26 protein-coding genes are annotated in these 20,525 nt (G+C 55.6%); 23 read left to right on the top strand and 3 right to left on the bottom strand.

All coding sequences use genetic code 11. The features are described from left to right. Positions 1-21: 21 nt before the first annotated feature. The 17 genes from MOMUL_RS06715 to MOMUL_RS06645 all read left to right on the top strand — a co-directional run bounded on the left by MOMUL_RS06715 (position 22) and on the right by MOMUL_RS06645 (position 13,625). On the top strand, positions 22-357 hold the full coding sequence (locus MOMUL_RS06715) for a YdcF family protein (protein ID WP_161484971.1): 336 nt from the start codon (positions 22-24) through the stop codon (positions 355-357). Positions 358-626: 269 nt separating this feature from the next. Then, positions 627-905 (top strand): type II toxin-antitoxin system Phd/YefM family antitoxin, encoded by a 279-nt coding sequence (locus MOMUL_RS06710; RefSeq protein WP_062283385.1) that lies wholly within the window; start codon positions 627-629, stop codon positions 903-905. Then, positions 902-1,336, top strand: a complete 435-nt coding sequence (locus MOMUL_RS06705) for a putative toxin-antitoxin system toxin component, PIN family (RefSeq protein ID WP_062283177.1) — start codon at positions 902-904, stop codon at positions 1,334-1,336. The genes MOMUL_RS06710 and MOMUL_RS06705 overlap by 4 nt, the downstream gene beginning before the upstream one ends. 87 nt (positions 1,337-1,423) lie before the next feature. After that, on the top strand, positions 1,424-1,657 hold the full coding sequence (locus MOMUL_RS06700; RefSeq protein WP_062283174.1) for a hypothetical protein: 234 nt from the start codon (positions 1,424-1,426) through the stop codon (positions 1,655-1,657). Positions 1,658-1,740: 83 nt separating this feature from the next. Beyond that, positions 1,741-3,639, top strand: a complete 1,899-nt coding sequence (locus MOMUL_RS06695) for a tetratricopeptide repeat protein (RefSeq protein ID WP_062283171.1) — start codon at positions 1,741-1,743, stop codon at positions 3,637-3,639. A 244-nt stretch (positions 3,640-3,883) separates the two neighbouring features. Then, complete coding sequence (locus MOMUL_RS06690; protein ID WP_062283170.1) at positions 3,884-4,189, top strand: AbrB/MazE/SpoVT family DNA-binding domain-containing protein; 306 nt, start codon at positions 3,884-3,886, stop codon at positions 4,187-4,189. Beyond that, a complete protein-coding gene (locus tag MOMUL_RS06685; protein WP_062283167.1) occupies positions 4,155-4,541 on the top strand; it encodes a type II toxin-antitoxin system VapC family toxin in 387 nt (128 codons plus the stop codon). The genes MOMUL_RS06690 and MOMUL_RS06685 overlap by 35 nt, the downstream gene beginning before the upstream one ends. A 124-nt stretch (positions 4,542-4,665) precedes the next feature. Next, on the top strand, positions 4,666-4,806 hold the full coding sequence (locus MOMUL_RS16570; RefSeq protein WP_161484970.1) for a hypothetical protein: 141 nt from the start codon (positions 4,666-4,668) through the stop codon (positions 4,804-4,806). A 179-nt stretch (positions 4,807-4,985) separates the two neighbouring features. After that, positions 4,986-5,813 carry a Wzz/FepE/Etk N-terminal domain-containing protein gene (locus tag MOMUL_RS06680; RefSeq protein WP_062283165.1) on the top strand — a complete coding sequence of 276 codons (828 nt, stop codon included), beginning with the start codon at positions 4,986-4,988 and terminating at the stop codon, positions 5,811-5,813. Positions 5,814-5,866: 53 nt separating this feature from the next. After that, positions 5,867-6,817, top strand: coding sequence for a copper amine oxidase N-terminal domain-containing protein (locus MOMUL_RS06675; protein ID WP_062283161.1), 951 nt, complete (start codon positions 5,867-5,869; stop codon positions 6,815-6,817). Positions 6,818-7,012: 195 nt separating this feature from the next. Next, positions 7,013-8,053, top strand: a complete 1,041-nt coding sequence (locus MOMUL_RS06670) for a 2-hydroxyacyl-CoA dehydratase subunit D (protein WP_062283159.1) — start codon at positions 7,013-7,015, stop codon at positions 8,051-8,053. A 10-nt stretch (positions 8,054-8,063) separates the two neighbouring features. Continuing rightward, positions 8,064-9,335, top strand: coding sequence for a 2-hydroxyacyl-CoA dehydratase subunit D (locus MOMUL_RS06665; protein ID WP_062283157.1), 1,272 nt, complete (start codon positions 8,064-8,066; stop codon positions 9,333-9,335). Positions 9,336-9,349: 14 nt separating this feature from the next. Beyond that, the gene (locus MOMUL_RS06660) at positions 9,350-10,126 is read left to right on the top strand and encodes an acyl-CoA dehydratase activase (protein ID WP_062283155.1); all 777 of its coding nucleotides are present in this window, start codon (positions 9,350-9,352) and stop codon (positions 10,124-10,126) included. A 22-nt stretch (positions 10,127-10,148) separates the two neighbouring features. Next, a complete protein-coding gene (mtnA, locus tag MOMUL_RS06655; protein ID WP_062283152.1) occupies positions 10,149-11,192 on the top strand; it encodes an S-methyl-5-thioribose-1-phosphate isomerase in 1,044 nt (347 codons plus the stop codon). A gap of 31 nt (positions 11,193-11,223) precedes the next feature. Beyond that, on the top strand, positions 11,224-11,400 hold the full coding sequence (locus MOMUL_RS16565; protein WP_161484969.1) for a hypothetical protein: 177 nt from the start codon (positions 11,224-11,226) through the stop codon (positions 11,398-11,400). A 147-nt stretch (positions 11,401-11,547) separates the two neighbouring features. After that, positions 11,548-12,330, top strand: a complete 783-nt coding sequence (mtnP, locus tag MOMUL_RS06650) for an S-methyl-5'-thioadenosine phosphorylase (protein ID WP_062283149.1) — start codon at positions 11,548-11,550, stop codon at positions 12,328-12,330. Between the two features lie 17 nt (positions 12,331-12,347). Beyond that, complete coding sequence (locus MOMUL_RS06645; RefSeq protein ID WP_062283147.1) at positions 12,348-13,625, top strand: adenosylhomocysteinase; 1,278 nt, start codon at positions 12,348-12,350, stop codon at positions 13,623-13,625. Here MOMUL_RS06645 and MOMUL_RS06640 read toward each other — a convergent pair. Together MOMUL_RS06640 and MOMUL_RS06635 are read right to left on the bottom strand one after the other, a co-directional pair. Continuing rightward, positions 13,574-14,551 (bottom strand): S66 peptidase family protein, encoded by a 978-nt coding sequence (locus tag MOMUL_RS06640; RefSeq protein ID WP_062283145.1) that lies wholly within the window; start codon positions 14,549-14,551, stop codon positions 13,574-13,576. The two genes, MOMUL_RS06645 and MOMUL_RS06640, sit on opposite strands and share 52 nt — an antisense overlap. Positions 14,552-14,732: 181 nt before the next feature. Continuing rightward, positions 14,733-14,975, bottom strand: a complete 243-nt coding sequence (locus MOMUL_RS06635) for a DUF1540 domain-containing protein (protein ID WP_054936558.1) — start codon at positions 14,973-14,975, stop codon at positions 14,733-14,735. Positions 14,976-15,218: 243 nt separating this feature from the next. On the opposite strand from MOMUL_RS06635, the gene MOMUL_RS06630 reads away from it, so the two are divergent. The 6 genes from MOMUL_RS06630 (at position 15,219) to MOMUL_RS06605 (ending at position 19,797) form a co-directional block, all read left to right on the top strand. Next, the gene (locus MOMUL_RS06630) at positions 15,219-15,455 is read left to right on the top strand and encodes an SHOCT domain-containing protein (protein WP_062283142.1); all 237 of its coding nucleotides are present in this window, start codon (positions 15,219-15,221) and stop codon (positions 15,453-15,455) included. A 54-nt stretch (positions 15,456-15,509) separates the two neighbouring features. Further along, positions 15,510-16,406, top strand: coding sequence for a zinc metalloprotease HtpX (gene htpX / locus MOMUL_RS06625; protein WP_062283141.1), 897 nt, complete (start codon positions 15,510-15,512; stop codon positions 16,404-16,406). Beyond that, positions 16,403-16,975 (top strand): PspA-associated protein PspAB, encoded by a 573-nt coding sequence (gene pspAB / locus MOMUL_RS06620; protein ID WP_062283138.1) that lies wholly within the window; start codon positions 16,403-16,405, stop codon positions 16,973-16,975. The genes htpX and pspAB overlap by 4 nt, the downstream gene beginning before the upstream one ends. A gap of 23 nt (positions 16,976-16,998) precedes the next feature. Then, on the top strand, positions 16,999-17,700 hold the full coding sequence (locus MOMUL_RS06615) for a PspA/IM30 family protein (RefSeq protein ID WP_062283135.1): 702 nt from the start codon (positions 16,999-17,001) through the stop codon (positions 17,698-17,700). After that, positions 17,697-17,975 carry a PspA-associated protein PspAA gene (pspAA, locus tag MOMUL_RS06610; RefSeq protein WP_062283132.1) on the top strand — a complete coding sequence of 93 codons (279 nt, stop codon included), beginning with the start codon at positions 17,697-17,699 and terminating at the stop codon, positions 17,973-17,975. Before MOMUL_RS06615 ends, pspAA begins: the two co-directional genes overlap by 4 nt. A 523-nt stretch (positions 17,976-18,498) precedes the next feature. Then, the gene (locus MOMUL_RS06605) at positions 18,499-19,797 is read left to right on the top strand and encodes an S-layer homology domain-containing protein (protein WP_062283129.1); all 1,299 of its coding nucleotides are present in this window, start codon (positions 18,499-18,501) and stop codon (positions 19,795-19,797) included. On the opposite strand, the gene MOMUL_RS06600 is transcribed toward MOMUL_RS06605, so the two are convergent. Beyond that, positions 19,759-20,364: a DedA family protein gene (locus tag MOMUL_RS06600; RefSeq protein ID WP_062283126.1), complete on the bottom strand. Its 606-nt coding sequence runs from the start codon at positions 20,362-20,364 to the stop codon at positions 19,759-19,761. The two genes, MOMUL_RS06605 and MOMUL_RS06600, sit on opposite strands and share 39 nt — an antisense overlap. Between the last annotated feature and the right edge of the window lie 161 nt (positions 20,365-20,525).

Raw genomic sequence — 20,525 nt, 5'->3', positions numbered from 1 at the left:
GGGTTATTTATTTTTAATATATTGCTAAAGGTTGGCCTCGGAGCTGTAGTCCCGTCTAGTTCCCCCGGCGAGCCTGCCGATGTGATTATTGTCCTCTCGGGTGAACAGGGCGAGCGGGTGGCGACCGGGGTAAAGCTCTACCAGGAAGGCTTGGCTCCAAGGCTTCTGATGACCGGCGGCCCCGTAGAATGGAACGTAGCAGCGGCTGACATCATGGCCGGACAGGTGAAATTCCTGGGGGTACCGGAAAAGGATATCGTCCTGGAAAAGCGGGCTACCAGCACCTGTGAAAACGCCCTTTACAGCCTTATGGCTCCAGGACCGGGGGATAGAAGTGGTGGGCCTGGAGTATTTTAAGCTGGCCTGGTATGTGATTCACAATGGGATTTAGTCCTGGAGAAGGCCCTGGCCTCCTTACAGCCGCGATTACAATTTTCGGGTTTTAGCTTCCCTGATAATATCGAGCCACATTTCCCATTCGGTGTCATCTCTGTGGGTTTCGAAGTCTGTAAACTTCAGCTGATGATATGTGAGCAAATGCAGTGAGCTCCGTGTACTTGACCAGATTAAAAATATATACTAAGCTTAAAGAAAGCGTTAATGTAAACATTAATGGGGGTGTTAAAATGGAACGCATTGCCGGCATAAATGAAGTTCGCCCGAAATTAACTTCCTTCATCGAATCCTTAAAAAATGATTCCCCTGTAGTTATTACGATTAATAGTGAACCTAAAGCCGTACTCCTGGATTACGAGAAATACCGGTTCTTACAAAAAACCGCTGAAGAAAATAAAAGGTTGGCCTTAAAAGAAACCCTGGCCAAGATTCGTTCCCGGGCAGCTACAAACGGTCTTACCCAAGCGGATATAGAAGAAGAAATAAAGGAGTACAGGGAGGGCAAATGAAAGTAGTTTTAGATACGAATGTGGTTATATCCGGCCTGTTGGTACCGGTAGGGCCGCCTGGCAAAGTAGTAGACCTTTGGGCAGACGGGAAAATCGAAGTTGTAATTAGCCCGGCGGTTATAACGGAGTATATGGGGGTTTTTCTCAGGCCGAGGTTTGCTAAGGCTGGCACCGTGGAAGAAAGGCAGCAATTGCTGGAAGGTTTTATTAACCTTGATAACACAATTTTGGTATTGCCTGATGTAGAAATTAACGCTATTGCTGTAGATCCAAGTGATAACCGTTTTTTAGAGTGCGCCAAAACGGGGGAAACCAACTGCCTCATCTCTGGTGACAGCCATCTGCTTGCCCTGGGGGAATATGAAGGGATCCCCATAATCACCCCGAAGCAGTTTATAGAAACATTTTCTCTTGGAGAGTTGGCAACATAAAGGGGAAAGAGCCTGCACCTCCATGGTTTGCTGTTATTATTATAACTCAAACTACAGCGTAAACTTCTGCTGACGACATGCGAGCAAATGCAATATCAAGAAATGGTAGAGACGGCTATCAGCTGGCGCCAGTGCAGAGGCTATCGCCAGGCAGCGGAATTTTTGCGCCGCATGAAGGGCCTCTATGAACGCCACGGGGCAGCAACAATCCTGAATATGAAGATGATTATAACAAGAAAAAATTTCCTTTTAGATGGGGAGGCGAGCAGGAAAATGAAGTTGAAACAGTCACAGCCTAACTGGCGAGTAAAAAATATTTGAGGGAAAAGGGCACTGCAAAAGCTTTACATCCAAGGCCGCTTCCTTTACAATGATAAAATACCGGTAAAGTATGGGGAAGGATAATGAACTATAAGAAAACCGAAGAACTTGTAACCCGCGGACAAAAACTGCTGGATAAAGGTGATTTCAAGGGTGCGGCCAAAGCTTTTGCCGCCGCCCTGGCAAAGGAGGACATCATACAAACTCGCAACAACTTGGCTTCAGCGCTTTTTCATGCCGGTGAACCCCGGCGCGCTTTGGAGGTAATCCAGCCGGCCTTCAATACGGATGAAGATAACAAGCGCGCCAATCCCTTCACCTATGCCCTGGCCGCCAGCATTTACACGACCCTGGGGCAGGTCGGGGAAGCCCGGCAGCACCTCAAACAAGCTGTACAAAGTTTTGATAACGGCCTGGCGGAATTCTATCGCGCCCGCAGCCAGGTCCCGCGGCCTTTCCTGGAGTACACGGTGAGCATCATGCGGGCGGCAGCCGGGCTTAATGATCACCGCCAGGTATTTGAGCTGTATCGCCGCTGGGAGACTTATCATGTTAACTGGGAAAACAAGTTCCTAGCCGGGGTGGCCTGCTTCAACCTGGGCCGTTATAAACGGGCGGCAAGCCTGTGGTCTTCCATAGCGGGGGTACACAGGTTATTTGCCGCTATGCAGCAGGTGGCTTTTCTGGTGGAGCGCGGCGTTATCCCGCCCTTTACCATGGGCTACAAGTTGTACGATAAAGAAGAACTCGATGCAATTATCAAAGCCTGCGCCGCGAATAAAGAGTTATACCGCCGGTACTTGCAGGACGGTTATATTTTAATGGTGTTGCTGTCCTATATCCTGGAAGCGGGAGAAATGCAGGCGGCCGGTATAGTCGCCCATTCCCTGGTGGCTTTTGCCGGCGAATGGGGAGAACAGCTGGGGTGGAAGATACTAGAATCCCCCCACTTCATCTCTGCTGTGAAAATGGCGGCGGTGCAGGCCCTTATTGATCGGGGATTGCTGAAGGAAGGGGAGCCGTTCCCCATGTTTATTGCGGGGGAAAAACGGCTGGTCCAACTTAAGAAAACCCCTGTCATACTGGAACCGGATCAAGAGCTGGACGCCATAGTGGAAAGGGCCTTCGAGATGCGGGATAAAGGACAGGTAGATGCCGCCATCAAACTGCTACGGGACCTGTACCTGCAAGGGAAATACTACTTCCGGGCCATGATGGCCCTGGCCAATCTCCTGCGCCAGAAGGGTGAAACGACAGAATCCTTGCGAATAATGGCCACGCTTAAGGAAATAGCCCCGGAAGACCCGGCGGTGCTGTTCAATTATGCCGCGTTGATGCTCCAGATGGACAGGATAGAGGAGGCCCGTGCCTTCCTGGAAAAAATCGATAGGGAAGGGTTGAACGAAGATTTTCTGCAGAAACTAGGCCTGCTGGAGTTAGAACTGCAGAAAAGAGAACTCTTCCTTAACATAGACCAGGAGAAAGTGATCAAATTTTATCAAGAGGAAGAGCGGGAGGAAATAGAAGCCAAATCCCTTCCCCGGGGTCCTTCCCTCTTGCGTGGCTTAAGGAACATGCCCGCCCACTGGCTGGACGGCGCCTGCTGCCAGTACGGCCTGGAACCGGCACGGCTGCGGCGCGAGCGGGAAAAACAGCTGGCAGAGTATCTTACCGCCCCCGGCAACCTGGAAAAGGTTGTGGCCGGGCTGGGCGCAGGGGAACGGGAGCTTCTTAAGTATTTGCTGCAGAGGGGCGGGTGGAGCCGTCTGAATGTCGTTACCCGCAAATTTGGCTCCCTGGAAGGGGACGGTTTCTTCTGGCAGGAGCAGGCTCCCGGGTCTCCCCTGGGGCGCCTTTGGTCAAAGGCCCTGGTCATGGTGGGCAAGGCGGATCTGGAAGGCAGGCGGGTCAAAATTGCCACTATCCCTGTCGAACTGCGGCAGCCCCTTGAGGGTATACTGGGTATACAGGTGATAAGTTGATTTCTATTACCAAAAACGGCGAGGGGCGCGCAATTTCATACAAGTCTTACCCCCTTGGTTTAAACTTTTCGCAGCAGTGACCCTGGAACTTCTTCCTCGCAGAGCAGGTTCAACTCGAAGGGACCGGCTGTAATTTGACCTCCCTTGATAAAGTTGCAAACCAGGATTATGCGTGCAATTGCATTGCCAGTAGTGGTATACTCATAGTAAGGAAATCTTTCTAAGAGTAAGGAGGAGATGCTTCATGTCCACGCCGTTAGTGCGCTTAACCAGTAAAGGGCAGATGACTATTCCCCAAAGTGTCAGAGAAACTTTGGGCCTGAAGGCAGGCGATTATTTGACCATCCAGGTTGATGAAGATGAGATACGTTTGAAAAAGGTCCAGCCGGTAAAGCCCTTGAGTAAAGAAGACCCTATATGGAAATTGGTTGGTGCCGGGAACAGTGGCCTTAAAGACGTCGCTGCCAACCATGATCATTACCTGGCTGAAGGTGAAGTAGAAAGATGGAAAAATAATGGTAGATACCAGTGCTATTTACGCCCTTATTGACCGTTCGGACGATTGGCATGAGAAGGCTAAGAATCTCTTTAAGAAATTAAGCGAACAGGATGTTGATTTAATATTAACAAACTTTATTTTAGCTGAAACCCATGCTTTAATTTTGAGCCGTATAGGTCATGAACTGGCCCGTGAATGGGTAAAAAATTTGGTTTGGAAAATTGAACGTGTTAAAGAAGAAGATGAGAAGCGAGCCAGGGAAATCATAATTGCATACAAAGATAAGTCTTTTTCTTATACCGATGCTACTACTTTTGCTGTTATGGAACGGTTAAAGATGAATGTAGCGCTGGCCTTTGATAATCATTTTACCCAGTTTGGCTGGCAGTGTTTTGACGCTTAAAATTTTTTCTGACATATTTCAATGCGCGCCAGTTCTTGCGCGGACACCTTCTTCCTGATGAAAATCAGCATTCTTTCCAGCCTGGGTCAACGAAATCTTGCCGGGATGGCAGGAAACCATCGTTGTGTCGAAAAAGTCAAAGGTAAAATACTGGCAACGCGAACCCCGGCGCGCCCTGGAGGTAATCCAGCCTGCCTTAAACATGGATGAAGAACCAGAACTCATAATTTTATCTACGTACATGACTAGCGCGGAAATGGCGTGATAGTTTTTATACAAAAGGCCGGATTCATTGAGGGCTCCTCCTTTTCTGGTTATAACAGAGCTTAAATCAGTTGGAGTTTACATCAAGTTAATCACAGGCTGGGCAGGAAATTCCATTTGCCTGTCGAATAGAAACGAAATAGTCGCTCTGAGCATAGAAAGGAGCATCTAACCTCAACAATGAACGTTCCACCTTCAGGATCCGCCCTGCCGTACGAAGACGAAGTAGATTTAAGGGAAATTTTGCTGGTTCTCTGGCGCCAGCGCTGGATGATTATCCTTATTACCCTGGCTGCTGTCTTAGCCTCTGTCCTTGCCAGTGTAGTATTGCCCCCGGTTTATAGAGTAGAAGCCCTGGTAGAATTAGAGAGGGTAGACACAAAAGCCCCACAGCAAAATGAAGGGAAAGCAATACTTGAGAGCCAGGCCCTCTTAACCACGGCCCTGGAGCAACTGGCAATACCGGCTGACCCCCGCAGCTTTAAAGCCCGCGGGGAAGTGATCAAAGATACCGAATACCTCAGGTTTTCCCTGGAGGGCCAGGACCCCCCGCAAGTTGCAGCCGTGGCAGGTAAAATGGTGGCCCTTTTTATTGAGCAACGGAATAAAGTTTATGAAGAGCGCCGGGCGCCGCTGGAAAAAGAGCTACATAAAATCAGCCGCGAACTGGAACAATCCAGTACCGACAGGGAAAAAATTAATGAGCTTATTGCCGGCCTGGAAAAGGCGCCTTTAAGCCAGGTTGAGCAGAAGCTCTATGCCCTGCAACTGGCCCAGTTGCAGGGGATCCAGGCCCAGGAAAAGGTTGGACTGACAGGACAGTATCTTTCCCTCCAGGACAAACTGGCCGCCATGCACCCGGCAAAAATCGTTGATGATCTCAGCGAGCCGGAAAAGGTCAGGCCCCGCCTGCTGCTCAATGCTGCCGTGGCCCTGGTCCTGGGTCTAATGGCAGGCATTTTCCTTGCTTTGGGCCGCAACTGGCTGGCAGGACCCTCCCAAAAATGAATACCGGGTCGAACTATATGGTGAAACCTTAAAAGAAACAGGGAGGAGTCAATATGCAGAAAGGCAAACGGTTTGTAGCGCTGGTAGTTGGATTGGTTCTAGTGTTTTCCTTTGTCTTGCCCGCCTGGGCCAGGGCAGGAGAGTGGAGCTGGGAGAAGGAAGTGACATTGGCAGCTGGACTGCAAGCTGATGGCCAGGTTCTAGAGCAGGAACAGGAAAGGGAGAGGGAAAGGGAAAGGGAACGCGAGAGGGAACATCTAAAACTCCGGAACGGTAAAAGTGTGGCCGGGCATGTTTATAAAGGCGTGGAGAATGCCCTGCTGCATGTGAAAAATCCCGTAGCGCGGGCTGCATTGACGGCGATCCTGGAGGGGAGGAGCGTAGCTGAAGCAGTTTATGAAGCCAAGGCACAGTTGGGCTCCTGGAAGGACGCCGGCGAGATTGCCAGCGTTACGGAGCAACTGGAAACTGCCGTGGAAGCAGACACGACCCTTGATGCCGGTACCAGGACGCAATTAAAGAAGCACCTGGGTGTGATGTACTTAAAGGCCGGCAAGTTTAAAAATGCCCGGGAATTACTGGAGACCGTCCTGGAGCAGGAGCCTGGTGACGAAGAGGCTTACCAGCAATTAGATCAGGCTTATGCGGCCAGCGGGGACTTGCAGGTAAAGGTTTATGTCAAAGGGAAGGGCCTGCAATTTGATGTTCCTCCCCGGATTGAAAACGACCGGGTGTTGATACCTGTACGGTTCCTGGCTGAGGGACTGGGTGCAACCGTAAACTATGACAATGGTGAAGTAATCATTAAAAATAGGGGCTCCACCATTCGCCTGGTAATAGGGAGCAATAAAGCCCTGGTAGATGGCGTAACGGTTGACCTGGATGTCCCGGCCCAGGTGGTTGATGGGCGGACCCTCGTACCCTTAAGATTTGTCAGCGAGAAATTTAAGGCTAAAGTAGACTATTATGGCGGTAGTAACCTGGTGGCAGTGCAGCCTTTATAAAGCGTGGGGAAAGGTAGGAAGGGGAGCCTCGCCTGGCAGCGGGGCTCTTTTTATTTAACTTTAAACCCTTAACTTCTTCCTCACTATATGCTATATTGTGTGTATAGCAGAAGATGAAGACCTGTTCCTTGCTCTGGCCGGGGGCAGTTTTGTTTTAAGGTGCTGCTGCGAAAAGTGTTATATCGGGTGAAATAAATGGGTGCTTTGATCGGCTGGTTCTGCCATTATACGCCGGTAGAAATTATTACGGCCCTGGGATTTATCCCTTACCGCCTTTTGGGCAGGGAGGGCAATACCCCGCGGGCTGATACATACCTGGTGGGCAACCTCTGCCCTTACGTCAAAAGCTGCCTGGAAACAGCCATCAGGCAGGAATTGCCGCCCCTGGCCGGCACAGTTATAGCCCGCTCCTGCAATGCCATGATCCACCTGGCCAGCACCTGGCCCCGTTATGGTGGGCAGGGAGCTACGCTGGTTCTGGACGTCCCCAGGCGGCTGGACGAAGAGGCTGTCCTCTACTACAGCCAGAATTTACGCCGGCTGGCAGGAGAACTGGCCTGGCTGGGTGAGCGGCAGTTAGAGGACAGCCTCTTGTGGCAGGCGATCGATGCCTGGGAAGAGCAGCGGTCTTACTGGCGTGGGCTCCTGGCTGCCCGGGCGCGGGGAGAAATTTGCTTAAGCGGGAGTGACGTCATGGCCTGGCTGGACGGGTGGCAGACCTGCGCGACGGCGGCCGGCCGGGATAAAGGGCAGGCCGGGAGCGCTGCCATAGAGCAGCAGTCCCGGCCGGATTTCCGGGGACGGCCGCGCCTGATGCTGGCAGGCAGCATTCTCCCGGCTGAACTACCTGCCCTGATCGAAGAATGGGGGGGCTGGTCTGTTTTCGAAGACGCCTGCAACGGGCGGCGTTTCTTGCTGGCGGAGGTGGCGCGGGAAACGGGGGACCCTTACCTGCACCTGGCCCGGCTCTACCTGGGAGGACCGCCCTGCCCCCGCATGGTTGCCGATCAAACCCGGCGGCAGCAGTACTGGGCCGGTGTGGTTGATGATTACCAGATCGATGGGGTAATTTATCACGTTATGAAATTTTGCGACGCGGCCATCTACGACTTCCGCGCCATGAAGGATTTTTGCGACCGGAGGGGCCTGCCGCTGTTACGGCTCGACGGGGACTATACCGGCGGTGCTCGTGGCCAGTGGCAGACGCGGGTGGAAGCTTTCTTAGAAATGTTTTGAGGTACGGCTTATGGATATTTACCAGTTGATACGTTTTCACCTGGCCGGTCCCCTGCGCCGGCGGGCTTTTAAATCACCCTGGGCCTACAGGCTGTTGAAACAGCTGGTGGCAGCCCAGAAAAAACGCTACTCCTGGCAGGCGGCCTACGAACTGCTATTGAATACCATCGACCAGGTGGCGGCGGCATACCTGCAGCAGGGTCCGGTGGTCTGGCACAATGTTTTTTTCCCCACAGAAATCCTGTACGGCCTGGGGCTGGTCCCGTTTGCTCCTGAGGCGGCCGCCGCTGTGGCCGTAGGCCTGGGGGTGGCGGAAGAAGCTTTCCGGGTGGCCGAAGGCGACTGGGTGAGCGGCGAAAGCTGTTCTTTCCACCGCCTGGCCTACGGCTGCGACCGGGCCGGCTATTTGCCGCCGCCGGGGGCCGTCGTCTGCAGTTCCCACCTTTGTGATGCCGCCCCCCAGTCCCTGGCAGCTGCCGCCGGCTATCACCATGTACCTTTCTACCTGCTGGATGTCCCTCACCGGCAGGATGCCGCTGCCATTAACTATGTGGCGCGCCAGCTTAAAAGCATAACCTTCTCCCTGGCGGACGCTTTAGGGGTCCCGTGGGACCAGGAACGCTTCCAGGAGGCCTTGCTTGCCTCGAACACGGCCCGGGAGCACTTGCTGGCCGTCAACCGGCTGCGCCGGCAGCGGCCTGCCTGCATTCGCGGTGATGAAGCCCACGGGTTTATTTACCTGATGCTGGCCGGTTTCGGGTCGGAGGCTGCGGCCGCGGTGTACAGGCAGCTGGCCGCGGAGCTGGAACAGCGGTGGCGGGAACAACGCCGGGCCGTGCCGGAGGAAAGGGCCCGCCTTTTGTGGCTCCACCTGCGGCCCTATTATCCCACGGAGATTTTTAACCTCCTGGAGCAGGAGGCCGGCGCGGTGGTTGTTTTCGAAGAAATGCACCACGTCTACTGGGAACCCCTGGACCCGGCCAGGCCGTTTTACAGCCTGGCGGGCAAGGTCTTAAGCCACCACGGCCTGGGTTGCATGAGCAGGAGGATAGAAGCTATCCTGGCCATGGTTGACGCCTACCAGGTGGATGGCGTCATTCACTTTGCCCACTGGGGCTGCCGCCAGAGCACGGCCGGCCTGCGCTTGCTGCAGGATGCTTTGCGGGACAGGGAGATCCCCTTCCTGAACCTGGAAGGGGACTGCGTGGATAAAAGCAAGTACGCTCCTGGCGCCACCAGGACGCGCCTGGAAGGTTTTTTGGAAATGCTACGAGCAGTTTAAAGGAGGTTGTCCTTTTGACTGTAACTGCGGGACTGGATCTGGGTTCGCTGACGACCAAAGCTGTCGTTATCCGCGATGGAGTGATTGCCGGGTCGGTTGTTATGAAAAGCGGGGTCCAGAGTGAAGATATTGCCTGGAGAGCCTTAAAGGCAGCCCTGGATCAGGCGGGTATAGGGGAAGAGCAGGTAGACGGTATTGTGGCCACCGGTTATGGGCGCGTGAGGGTACCTTTTGCCCACCACAAAGTGACGGAAATCACCTGCCATGCCCGGGGGATATATCACCTCTGGCCGGAGGTGGCGACGGTAATTGATATCGGCGGCCAGGACAGCAAGGTAATCCTCCTTGACCGCGGGGGCAAGGTGCGGGACTTTGTCATGAATGAAAAGTGCGCCGCCGGGACCGGGCGTTTCCTGGAAGTCATGGCCCGGTCCCTGGAGGTCAACGTTGAAGAAATGGGGGAGCTCTCCCTGGCAGCACCGCGGGGCGCCAGCATCAGCAGCATGTGCACGGTTTTTGCGGAATCAGAAGTGGTCTCCCTGGTGGCCGAAGGCCGGCCGGTAGCTGAAATAATCCGCGGCCTGCATGAAGCTGTTGCCCAGCGGGTAGCGGCCATGGCCAGCCGCGTGGGCTGGGAAGAGCCGGTAGCCATGACGGGCGGGGTGGCGAAAAACAGGGGTGTCGTCAAGAGCCTGGAAGATAACCTGGGGACCGCTATTCGCGTACCCCCGGACCCGCAGATTATTGGCGCCCTGGGCGCGGCCCTGCTGGCAGCTGACAGCAAGAAATAAACAGAAAACGAGGTGCCCATGCTTGCCATACGAACCCATCGCCCCCATCGCCTGGCGGGACGGCCAGGTGGAGATGATCGACCAGACGAGGCTGCCCGGGGAACTGGTTATTATCCGGCCCCGGACGGTAGAGGAGATGTGGGACGCTATAAAAAAGCTCAAGGTCCGGGGGGCACCGGCCATCGGTATAGCTGCGGCCCTGGGCCTTTACCTGGCTATCAAGAATTCCCGGGCCGGGGACAGGGCGGAATTTGAGGCCGAGCTAAAACAGGCTGCTGATTACCTGGCCTCATCCCGGCCTACGGCGGTGAACCTTTTCTGGGCCTTAAAACGGGTGCAGCAGGCAGTGGCAGCTGCAACGACCAGTGATGTTTCTTCCTTGAAGGAACTGGTGTTAAAGGAAGCCCTGGCCATCCGCGACGAAGATGAAGCCATGTGCCGGGCCATCGGGGAAAATGGCGCTCCCCTCCTCCAAAATGCTGAAGCCGTCCTCACCCACTGCAATGCCGGTACCCTGGCTACCGCCCGCTACGGCACGGCCCTGGCGCCCATCTATTACCTGGCTTCCCGGGGTAAAGTCCTCAAGGTCTTTGCCGATGAAACCCGGCCCCTGCTCCAGGGAGCCCGCCTGACGGCCTGGGAACTACAGCAGGCCGGCATCCCGGTCACCCTGATCACCGATAATATGGCTGCCGCCGTCATGGCCCGGGGCTGGGTCCAGGCAGTCATCGTCGGCGCCGACCGCATTACGGCCAACGGCGATGTGGCCAATAAAATCGGTACCTACGGGGTGGCCATCCTGGCCAGAGAGCACGGCATCCCCTTTTATGTAGCGGCTCCGGCTTCTACCTTTGACTTGAGCCTCTCCAGCGGCGACCAGATTCCCATTGAAGAAAGAGACCCGGCTGAAGTCAGCCACTTTGGCCTGCGGCCCACGGCGCCGGAAGGCATCAACATTTTTAACCCGGCCTTTGACGTGACTCCTCACCGTTATGTAACGGCCATTATTACGGAAAGAGGGATCATCCGCCCGCCATATAAACAAAATATCGCGCGCATAATATAAAAAACCACCCCTAAGGAGGCCGGGTACGAAAATGAATAAGGAAAGGGAAATTGACGAGCAGCGGCGGTTGGCTGAAGCCCTGGGGGAAGAGCAAGAGCAAAAGAGGGAGCAGTTCGCCCGTAATATCATGCGGGAAAGGGAAGGCGTTGCTGCTGAAAGGGAGAAATTCCTCCAGGACCTGAAGACCGGGTCCATTAAGAAGTTGTAGCTAAGAAAAGAGGCCATTTGCGGTTTGATGGCAGGTGGCCTCTTCAAGTATTCCCTAACTTTTAATTGACAGTGTTAAATTATGGTTCTATGATAAAATCGTTAAATAGTGCACAGTAAAATACTACATAGAAGGGGCGTTATCTGGGTGCGGATTGCGATTATCGGCGGTTCCGGGGTTTACGATCCGGGTATTTTAAGCAATATCCGGGAAGAAAGGGTTGATACGCCCTACGGTACGGCCGTCCTCAAGGTCGGTACTTACCAGGGCGAGGAGATAGGCTTCATGCCCCGCCATGGGGAGAAGCACACCGTGCCTCCCCACAGGGTGAATTACCGGGCCAACATCTGGGCCCTGAAGATGCTTAAAGTGGAACGGGTGCTGGCCACGGCCGCCGTCGGTTCCACCAACCCCGGTTACAGGCCCGGGGATTTCGTCATTGTCAATGATTTCCTGGACTTTACCAAAACCCGCACTTATACCTTTTTTGAAGGCGGCGAGATGGGGGTAGTCCATACGGATTTTACCACGCCTTACTGCCCCGAACTGCGGCGGCTGCTGGTGGAGACGGCCGCCGGGCTGGGGATCAAGGCCCATGACGGCGGGGTCTATGCCTGTACCGAAGGACCACGCTTTGAAACCCCGGCCGAGATCCGCATGATCCGGCAGCTGGGCGGGGACCTGGTGGGGATGACCAATGTCCCCGAAGTCATCCTGGCCCATGAGGTGGGCCTGTGCTACGGCCTCATTGCCATGGTGACCAATATGGCGGCCGGCATTTCCGCCACTCCTTTAAGCCACGCCGAGGTCCTGGAGATCATGGACCAGAACGGCAAGAACCTGCGTGACCTCATCATGCAAACTATCCCCAGGATTCCCCGGGAAAGAAACTGCCGCTGCAGCCTTACCGGCGGGAAGATTGAGGTCTGAAAAGGGAGGAGTAGGAAATGGCTGCGTCTATTATTCGCGATCCCGGCCTGGCCCCCGGGGGGCTGCTGAAAATTGAGTGGGTGCAAAAGCATATGCCCATATTAAACGAAATTCGCCGGGATTTTGAGGAGCGGCGTCCCTTTGCCGGCAAAAGGGTGGCCATTTGCCTGCACCTGGAGGCCAAGACAGCCTACCTGGCCCTGGTCATCCAGGCCGGGGGGGCGGAAGTGGCCATTTGCGGTTCCAACCCCCTGTCCACCCAGGACGATGTCTGCGCCGGGCTGGCAAGCCTTGGGGTGTCTGTCTATGCCCACCACGGCTGCACGGCGGGAGAATATAATTTTTATTTGAATAAAGTGCTGGATACCAGGCCCCACTTGTTGATTGATGACGGTGGCGACCTGGTCCATTTACTCCATACCGGCCGGCGGGAGCTCCTGCCGGAGATTACCGGCGGTGCCGAAGAGACCACCACCGGCATTTTACGCCTGAAGGCCATGGAAGCCGAGGGCGCCCTGGCCTTTCCCATGGTGGCCGTCAACAACGGCGACTGCAAGCACCTTTTTGATAACCGTTACGGTACCGGCCAGTCTACATGGGACGGTATCATGCGCAATACCAACCTGACGGTCTGCGGCAAGACTGTGGTCATTGCCGGTTATGGCTGGTGTGGCAAGGGGGTGGCCATGCGGGCTAAAGGCCTGGGTGCCAGGGTAATAGTCACCGAGGTTGACCCGGTCAGGGCCAATGAAGCCTTGATGGACGGCTTCCAGGTCATGCCCATGCGGGAAGCGGCTAAAGCCGGGGACTTCTTTGTGACGGTTACCGGCTGCGCCAATGTCATCCGCGGTGAACATTACGCCGTCATGAAGGACGGCGCCATACTCGCCAACGCCGGCCATTTTGACGTGGAAATCAACAAGCAGGATTTAATGGCTATGGCCAAAAGCCACCGGGTGGCGCGCCGTAATATTGAGGAGTTTGTCCTGGAGGACGGCCGGCGCATCTATCTCCTGGCCGAGGGGCGCCTGGTAAACATTGCGGCTGCCGACGGCCACCCGGCGGAGATCATGGACCTTACCTTTGCCCTCCAGGCCCTTTCCCTGGACTACCTGGTAAAGAACGCCGGCAAGCTGCCGCCCCGGGTCCTCCCCGTGACCAGGGAAATCGACCGCCAGGTGGCCTCATTGCGCTTAAGGGCCCTGGGGGTGGAGATAGATACCCTGACGGAAGAACAGGAACGCTACCTGGCCAGCTGGCGGCATGAGGAGGGCGCAACTGCTGCCTCCAGGTAAGTCAGGGTACACGCCGCCGCATCCAGGCGGGCGCGGATACCCAGGGGCAGGGTGGCCTGGATAGCCAGGTGGCCGGCCGGCAGGCCGTAGAAGCAAGGAATGCCTGAAGGGGTTAAATGCCCGGCAATTACTTCCAACAAAGCCGGGTTGCTGCCAGTTTCCCCGCACCTGGTACAGATACCAAAAACAATCCCGGCCGCAGCCTCCAGTTTGCCTGCCAGCTTGAGCTGGGTAAGCATCCGGTCGATGCGGTAGGGCGCCTCATCTACTTCTTCGAGGAAAAGGATTTTCGCCCGGGTATCAATTTCAAAGGGCGTACCCAGGGTGGCTGCTACCAGGGACAGGTTGCCACCGGTGACTATCCCTTCGGCCTGTCCGGGATTGATGGTCACTGGTTGGGGTAATCCCGGCGCTGGCGGGATGCTGCCCAGGGGTGAAGCAACCGTCAGGGCCCGGCAGAGGTTTTCCCTGGTATAGGGTGGCAAGTCCTCGCTGCCCAGTTCGGGATAGAGCATGGGGCCGTGGAAGGTTACCAGGCCGGTCATTTTGTTGAGGGCCAGGTGCAGGGCGGTAATGTCGCTGTAGCCTACTAAAATTTTTGGATGGCAACGGATAAGGTTGTAATCGAGATCAGCCAGGAGCCGCAGGGTGCCATAACCGCCCCGGAGGCAGGTTATGGCCTTTACTTCCGGGTCCCGGAACATCTGGTGCAGGTCGGCCAGGCGCCCGGCATCGCTGCCGGCCAGGTAACCGGCGGCCTTGCTTATATGGGCCCCGGTACGGACGCGGTAGCCCAGGCTGCGCCAGAATTGGATGCCCCGGGCCAGGTACGCCGGGTCCGGCAAGGGACTGGCCGGGGCAATGATACCGATGGTATCGCCCTCCACAAGGGCCGGGGGTTTTAAAATGGGGGTCGGTCCGGACATGGCACTTCCCTCTGCCTGGAGTATCAATTCCTGCGCGCCTGGTTTACTTACATTACGTCCAGGCCGGCCTCCGGTTGGCCCTGGTTTAACTGGCACCGGGCCCCCCTGATCCATATTATATGCTCCACTAAAATAAAAACGGCAGGGTTTACCTGCCGTTTGCCAATTTAAACGGGCAGTGCTATTTGCGGGTGATGCCGTCGGCATTCTTTTCAGCAGAGCCCTTGGCAATGAAAGTCTTGCAGCAGGTTTCCGCCGAAGACTTAACAGGGGTGGCTGAAATAGTGCCGGCCATGGGGGCATCGACATTCTGGGGTTGAGAGTTACTCATGGCGTCGGAAGTAACCAGGATCTGTGAAGCATCACAGACATTACCACTGGACCAGTAATGGCAGTTGTTAACGCTGCAGGTAATGCGCGGCATAAAAGGCACCTCCAATAATTAATCTGGCCTTCTAAAGAAAATATCCCCCGGCAGCAGCCTTTTTATGCGCTTAAATACCATTAGATAATTTATATCCCACCGGTATATACTAATTTTGAAGTTTTGGTGAAGTTCCTTGACAGAGGTGAAGCCGGTAAATAAGATAAAGTTAAGCTTTACATATGGGGGGTATGCCAAAATCGACCCTGAACTTGCCAAAAATGGTTGAGGAGGTTATGATATATGATGTGGGGATATTATGGCAATTGGGGGATGGGCCTCTGGATGCTAGTCTGGTGGGTTTTACTAACCGGGATCCTGGTCCTGGCGGTCTATGGCCTGGTAAGCCTGTTTAACCGCCGCACCGGACAGCAGCCCGTGCTGCGTCCCGACCCCCTGGGGATTTTAAAGGAACGTTATGCAAGGGGTGAAATAACCACCGACGAGTATCACCGCATGCGTGAGGAACTCAGGGAATAGATTTGTAGTTGGAACACTTACCACATCTTACTTCTATTTTCGGGGAGGGTGGCTATGCGACGCCAACTTGGCAGCGATGCCGGTTTAACGGCGCGGATGTTTTTAACCATGTTTTTGCTGGCAGCCCTGTATCTCTTCTTCCTGGCCGTCCTGTGGCAGGCCGGGGTCAGTTATACAGGTATGATCATTTTTGTCGGGATCATGCTGGCCGTCCAGTATTACTTTTCCGACCGCATGGTGCTCTGGTCCATGGGCGCCCGGGAGGTGTCACCCCGCGAGGCCCCGGAGCTCCATGCCCTGGTGGAAAGGCTGGCCGCCCTGGCCGACTTACCCAAACCCAGGGTAGCTATTGTTGATACTCCCATGCCCAATGCCTTCGCCACCGGCCGTAATCCGGCCAATGCCGTCGTGGCAGTGACAACCGGCATCCTGGAACGCCTGGACCCGCCGGAACTGGAGGCCGTCCTGGGCCATGAATTGAGCCATATCAAAAACCGGGATATGACGGTGCTGACGCTGGCCAGCTTTTTTGCTACCGTCGCTTCCTTTATTGTGCAAAACTTTTTCTACTGGGGCGGCGCCTTTGGCGGCCGCGACCGGGACGAGCGCAACAATACCATGCTGGTTTACTTGGTGTCCCTGGTGGTCTGGCTGGTCAGTTACTTCCTCATTCGTGCCCTGTCCCGTTACCGGGAGTTTGCCGCCGACCGGGGTTCGGCCATCCTTACCGGTTCGCCGGGCCAGCTGGCCTCCGCCCTGGTAAAGATCAGCAGCAGCATGGCGCGCATCCCCGACCGGGATTTACGCCAGGCCGAGGCCTTTAACGCCTTCTTCATTATCCCGGCCTTAAATGGCAACAGCATCATGGAGCTTTTCTCTACCCACCCGTCCCTGGAGCGCCGCCTGGCCTACCTGCGTAAACTGGAGCGGGAAATGGAGGATTGGCGGTGAGCTTATGGGACGCCCTCCTGGGGCGGACCCGGGTACCGCCGGCGCGGACGGAGCCCCTTTTTGCCCTGAGCACGGCCATTATTACCTTGGAAAGCGAGCTGGGCTGGCAACCCGGCGGCCGGGCCGGGGTGGTGCTGCGGCCTGGGGAAGATAGTTTTTTTGCCGGCGCCCGGGAAGAGACGGAGGAACTGGTATCCCTGGCCGCCCGGGAAATGGAGGGCACCCTGGAGAGTAAAAAGGATGAGTATGGCTACCAGTGGCTCATCTTCGCCGACCGCGACTGGGAGGACCTGGTGGCCCTGGCCCACATGGCCGGCCAGAATTTTAAGGACAAGGGCGCCGGCGACCGCCTGCTGGCGGCGGTTTTTAAGCTGCAGAAAAAGGACCAAGTCCTCTATCTCATTTTTAGCTATAAGCGGGGAGCCTTTTATCCCTTTATCCCCGTTGATGAACGGAATAAGAAGCGGGATAATGCCGGGGAAATGCGCCTGGCGGCTTTAATGGAGAAGGAGCTTCCCTGGGAAAAGGATCTAACCCGCTGGTATCCCCTCTGGGGTTGCCCGGTATAACCCACGAAAGGAGCTTTTGTACTATGGGCATCCTGTCGCGTATGTCGACAATTTTCAAATCCAAGATGAATAAGATCCTCGATCAGGTAGAAAACCCCCAGGAAACCCTGGAATATTCCTACAACCGCCAGCTGGAAATGCTCCAGAACGTCAAACGTAACCTGGCTGATGTCGTTGCTTCCAAAAAACGCCTGGAACTCCAGGCCGTCAAGCTGAAGGATAGCCAGAAAAAGCTGGAAGAACAGGCCCGCCAGGCCCTGCAGCTGGGACGGGAGGACCTGGCCACCACCGCCCTGGAGCGGAAAGCAGCCATCCAGCAGCAGCTGGATGGCCTGGAAGAGCAGATTAAAGGGCTGGAGGCCGAACAGGCCAAACTGGCTGCCGTGGAGGCCAAACTCCAGGCCAAGGTAGAGGCCTTCCGGACCAAGAAAGAAATAATCAAGGCCCAGTATTCGGCGGCCCAGGCCCAGGTCAAAATCGGGGAAGCGGCTACCGGCCTGTCGGAAGAGCTGGCCGACGTCTCCCTGGCCATCCAGCGGGCCGAAGAAAAAACTGAGCAAATGCGGGCCCGGGCGGCAGCCATTGACGAACTGGTAAATTCCGGAGTGCTGGAAGACGCCCTGCAAACGGCCGATCCCCTGGAGAGGGAATTGAAGCAGGCCAGCGCTGCCAGCCAGGTCCAGGCGGAACTGGAACGCTTGAAGAAAGAGGTGGGCAAAGCTTGATTATCCGCATTTTAACGGAAGGTCAGTACCGGCTGGAAGGGGAGGCCTTGAGCGAACTCGACCGTTTGGATGACAGGCTGCTGGATGCCCTGGCGGCAGGTAACCGGGAGGAATATGATACTAATTTCCGGGAGGTCCTGGCCTTGATCCGCGGCCGGGGCAGCCGCATTCCCGATACCGAACTGGTAGAATCGGATCTCATCCTGCCGGCACCGGACACCACCTTTGAAGAGGCCCGGAGCCTCTTTGCCGGTTACCCGCGGCAGCTGAGTTAAGCTAAAATATAGGCGCTGAAAGGCAGGCAGGTATCTTTTTGAGATACCTGTTTTTTTGTTGGCGCAAAATGGTAAGATATAGTATAATAGGAATTAAATGGAGTCACAACCATCGAAAGCATAAAAATTGCGGGCTGGCATTTGTCTGAAGCGAGCGAGCTTCTACCGAGCGGCGAAGCGGTCCTGGCGAAGCCGAGGGATGATAAGCGGGGCCGAGGACAGAGAGGCCTGCGGCCGGATTCTAAAGGCAAGGACGCCGAATAGGCCGCCCAGCACTCACAGTAACCAAGTTACAGTAACCAGTTCTTCGGTTTATGCAGTCGCACTACCTTTGGAGGTACCTGAGTTTAGTGAGTGCTGGGCGCCCGAGCCCGAGGCTGACCCAGCACTCAACTCGCAACGGTTTTGTTCGCGAAGAGACACCTATTACAAACGAGTTGAGTGCTGGGCGCTCCGCGAGGACTTTGGTGCGAGCTAGACAATGCCAGCCTGTGACAAAGTTATTTTTGCGGGAGGGGAGAAAATGCGGAAAGCTAGTTTGGCCGGGCTAATCATGTTTTTCCTGCTCCTGCCGTGGGGAACGGCCTGGGCCGGGCCGGCGGCGAGCTCACTGCTGGCCCTGTTGCCGCCTGAACAGGCCAGGGCAGCAGCATTAACCCGGGGCGGTTTTGCCGTTATGCTGGCGGCAGCGGCTCAGATTAAAAGTGAGGCTGCTGGCGACAACCTGCCCGGAGACGTCCCGGCCGGTAGCTGGTATGCACCGGCTTTAAAGGCCCTCTGGCAGGAGGGGATGATCCATGGCTATCCCAACGGCACCCTGCGTCCCGACCAGGAGATAACCACCCTGGAGGCTGTTATTCTCACCGCCCGGGTCCTGGGGTTACCCAATGAGATCAGTTCGCCCGCTACCGCACTGCAACCGGGGGATATACCCTACGGCTTCAACCAGTATGCCTTTTTCCAGCGCCAGGGGTTACTGCCGCCGGGGGGACCAATGGCCGTCCTGGAACCGGCAGCAGCGGCTGGCTGGCTGGCAGAAGTCTTTAGCTCAGACCCCAGGGCGAAAGATCTGATGGATAAATGCCGCCAGGCCCTGGCCCGGCAGCAGGGTATTGCTACCCGGGGTGAGGCCAGTATTAAATTTCACAGCCGGCCGGGTTTGCCGGCTACGATGGAACTGGACCGGCTGGCAATTAAGGGAGAGGTTCTCAATGAACTTCTCCTGCCGGGGCAAATGCACCAGGTTGCTGAGCTGGAACTGGAAAGCCGTAAGACCCTGCGCGTAGAACAGGTTGTTAGCAATGGCAGCCTGTACCGCCGGGTTACAGAGGCTCCGGGCCAGCCCGGTGACTGGCAGCAGTTAAACCTGGCTCCCGATGTTACCCTCTTAATGCGCCAGCAGCAAAACCTGGGGTTGCCGGCAGGAATCTTTCCCTACTTGCACTATCGCTTCCTGGGAGTAACCAAAGTTGCAGGCCAGGAGGTCCTGGGGATCAGTTTTTATACCCGCCTCAATACACCCGGGAGTGTTACCGGCCTCTTACCGCCGGCAGCCCTGGGCGAGGGCCTGGAAGCCTACCTGAACCCGCCTGGCAAACTTGTCCGTTCCTTCTCTTACTGGGGTTTAGTTTACATTAATCCCCAAACCTTTTTACCCGTCAGGAGCGTTATTAACCTCATCCTGGCCTTTGCTCCTGCTTACCGGGGGCAGCCGGCACCTATGGCGGCCATGGAGATGCGCTACCAGGTAGACAGTTATACCTATCAGGCCATTAAGATTAACCTACCGTTTCCGGTGCCGCCGCCAGTAAAGGAACACTAGCAGGATGAGGCCTGCGACGATAACCACATCAAAGCGGTGGAAAAGGGGACCCAGGGCTTCCCAGTTGGCCCCCAGCTGGCGGCCGGCGTAGACCAGGAAGATGGACCAGGGCAAGGAGCCCAGGAAGGTATAAATGACAAAGCGGCCAAAGGGCATGGCGGCAATGCCGGCCGGCAGGGAAATAAAGGTCCGGATGACGGGCATCAGCCTGGTAAAGAAGACGGTTGCTTCGCCGTAGCGCTGAAACCATTTTTCCGCTACGGCGAATTCTTTTTCGGAGAAAAAGAAATAGCGGCCATACTTTCTTAAGAAAGGGCGACCGCCCCAGAGACCCACAAAGTAGGCGATAATGGAACCAATGGTACCGCCAATGGTACCGGCCAGGACGGTACCCCAGAAACTGAGCTGGCCGGTGCTTACCAGGTAACCGCCAAAGGGCAGGATAATTTCGCTGGGGAGAGGTATGCAGGCGCTTTCAATGGCCATACCTATGGCTATACCTGTATAGCCGAGGCTGGCAATGAACTCCGTAATGGCATGAAAAACCGGCGCTAAAAGATTCGTCAAGGCAGGTTTCTCCTCCTCAGGTGGGTTCTACCCGCTGGTATCTGCTGGCGTTCTGGATAATTATATCAGGCTTACAGGCAGGTAACAAGGCTTTATTCAAATCCAGCAAAGTTCGTTGCTTTTGCCCGGCTTTTCCTGCCGAACAACCTTCTCATTTGGCC

The sequence above is a fragment of the Moorella mulderi DSM 14980 genome, from assembly GCF_001594015.1.
Classification (GTDB): Bacteria; Bacillota; DSM-521; order Neomoorellales; family Neomoorellaceae; genus Neomoorella; species Neomoorella mulderi.
The sequence above is the reverse complement of the archived record's forward strand: the minus strand, read 5'-3'. Positions and strand labels throughout refer to the sequence as shown.

Bases quoted from the DNA above. Each gene is read 5' to 3' on its own strand.
- MOMUL_RS16565 (WP_161484969.1), top strand. From the start codon at position 11,224: ATGAATAAGGAAAGGGAAATTGACGAGCAGCGGCGGTTGGCTGAAGCC.
- MOMUL_RS06640 (WP_062283145.1), bottom strand. From the start codon at position 14,551: ATGTCCGGACCGACCCCCATTTTAAAACCCCCGGCCCTTGTGGAGGGC.
- MOMUL_RS06615 (WP_062283135.1), top strand. From the start codon at position 16,999: ATGGGCATCCTGTCGCGTATGTCGACAATTTTCAAATCCAAGATGAAT.
- htpX (WP_062283141.1), top strand. From the start codon at position 15,510: ATGCGACGCCAACTTGGCAGCGATGCCGGTTTAACGGCGCGGATGTTT.
- MOMUL_RS06645 (WP_062283147.1), top strand. From the start codon at position 12,348: ATGGCTGCGTCTATTATTCGCGATCCCGGCCTGGCCCCCGGGGGGCTG.
- MOMUL_RS06695 (WP_062283171.1), top strand. From the start codon at position 1,741: ATGAACTATAAGAAAACCGAAGAACTTGTAACCCGCGGACAAAAACTG.
- MOMUL_RS06670 (WP_062283159.1), top strand. From the start codon at position 7,013: ATGGGTGCTTTGATCGGCTGGTTCTGCCATTATACGCCGGTAGAAATT.
- MOMUL_RS06675 (WP_062283161.1), top strand. From the start codon at position 5,867: ATGCAGAAAGGCAAACGGTTTGTAGCGCTGGTAGTTGGATTGGTTCTA.
- MOMUL_RS06710 (WP_062283385.1), top strand. From the start codon at position 627: ATGGAACGCATTGCCGGCATAAATGAAGTTCGCCCGAAATTAACTTCC.
- MOMUL_RS06700 (WP_062283174.1), top strand. From the start codon at position 1,424: ATGCAATATCAAGAAATGGTAGAGACGGCTATCAGCTGGCGCCAGTGC.
- MOMUL_RS06635 (WP_054936558.1), bottom strand. From the start codon at position 14,975: ATGCCGCGCATTACCTGCAGCGTTAACAACTGCCATTACTGGTCCAGT.
- MOMUL_RS06665 (WP_062283157.1), top strand. From the start codon at position 8,064: ATGGATATTTACCAGTTGATACGTTTTCACCTGGCCGGTCCCCTGCGC.
- MOMUL_RS06705 (WP_062283177.1), top strand. From the start codon at position 902: ATGAAAGTAGTTTTAGATACGAATGTGGTTATATCCGGCCTGTTGGTA.
- MOMUL_RS06680 (WP_062283165.1), top strand. From the start codon at position 4,986: ATGAACGTTCCACCTTCAGGATCCGCCCTGCCGTACGAAGACGAAGTA.
- MOMUL_RS06685 (WP_062283167.1), top strand. From the start codon at position 4,155: ATGGTAGATACCAGTGCTATTTACGCCCTTATTGACCGTTCGGACGAT.
- MOMUL_RS06690 (WP_062283170.1), top strand. From the start codon at position 3,884: ATGTCCACGCCGTTAGTGCGCTTAACCAGTAAAGGGCAGATGACTATT.
- MOMUL_RS06605 (WP_062283129.1), top strand. From the start codon at position 18,499: ATGCGGAAAGCTAGTTTGGCCGGGCTAATCATGTTTTTCCTGCTCCTG.
- MOMUL_RS06630 (WP_062283142.1), top strand. From the start codon at position 15,219: ATGATGTGGGGATATTATGGCAATTGGGGGATGGGCCTCTGGATGCTA.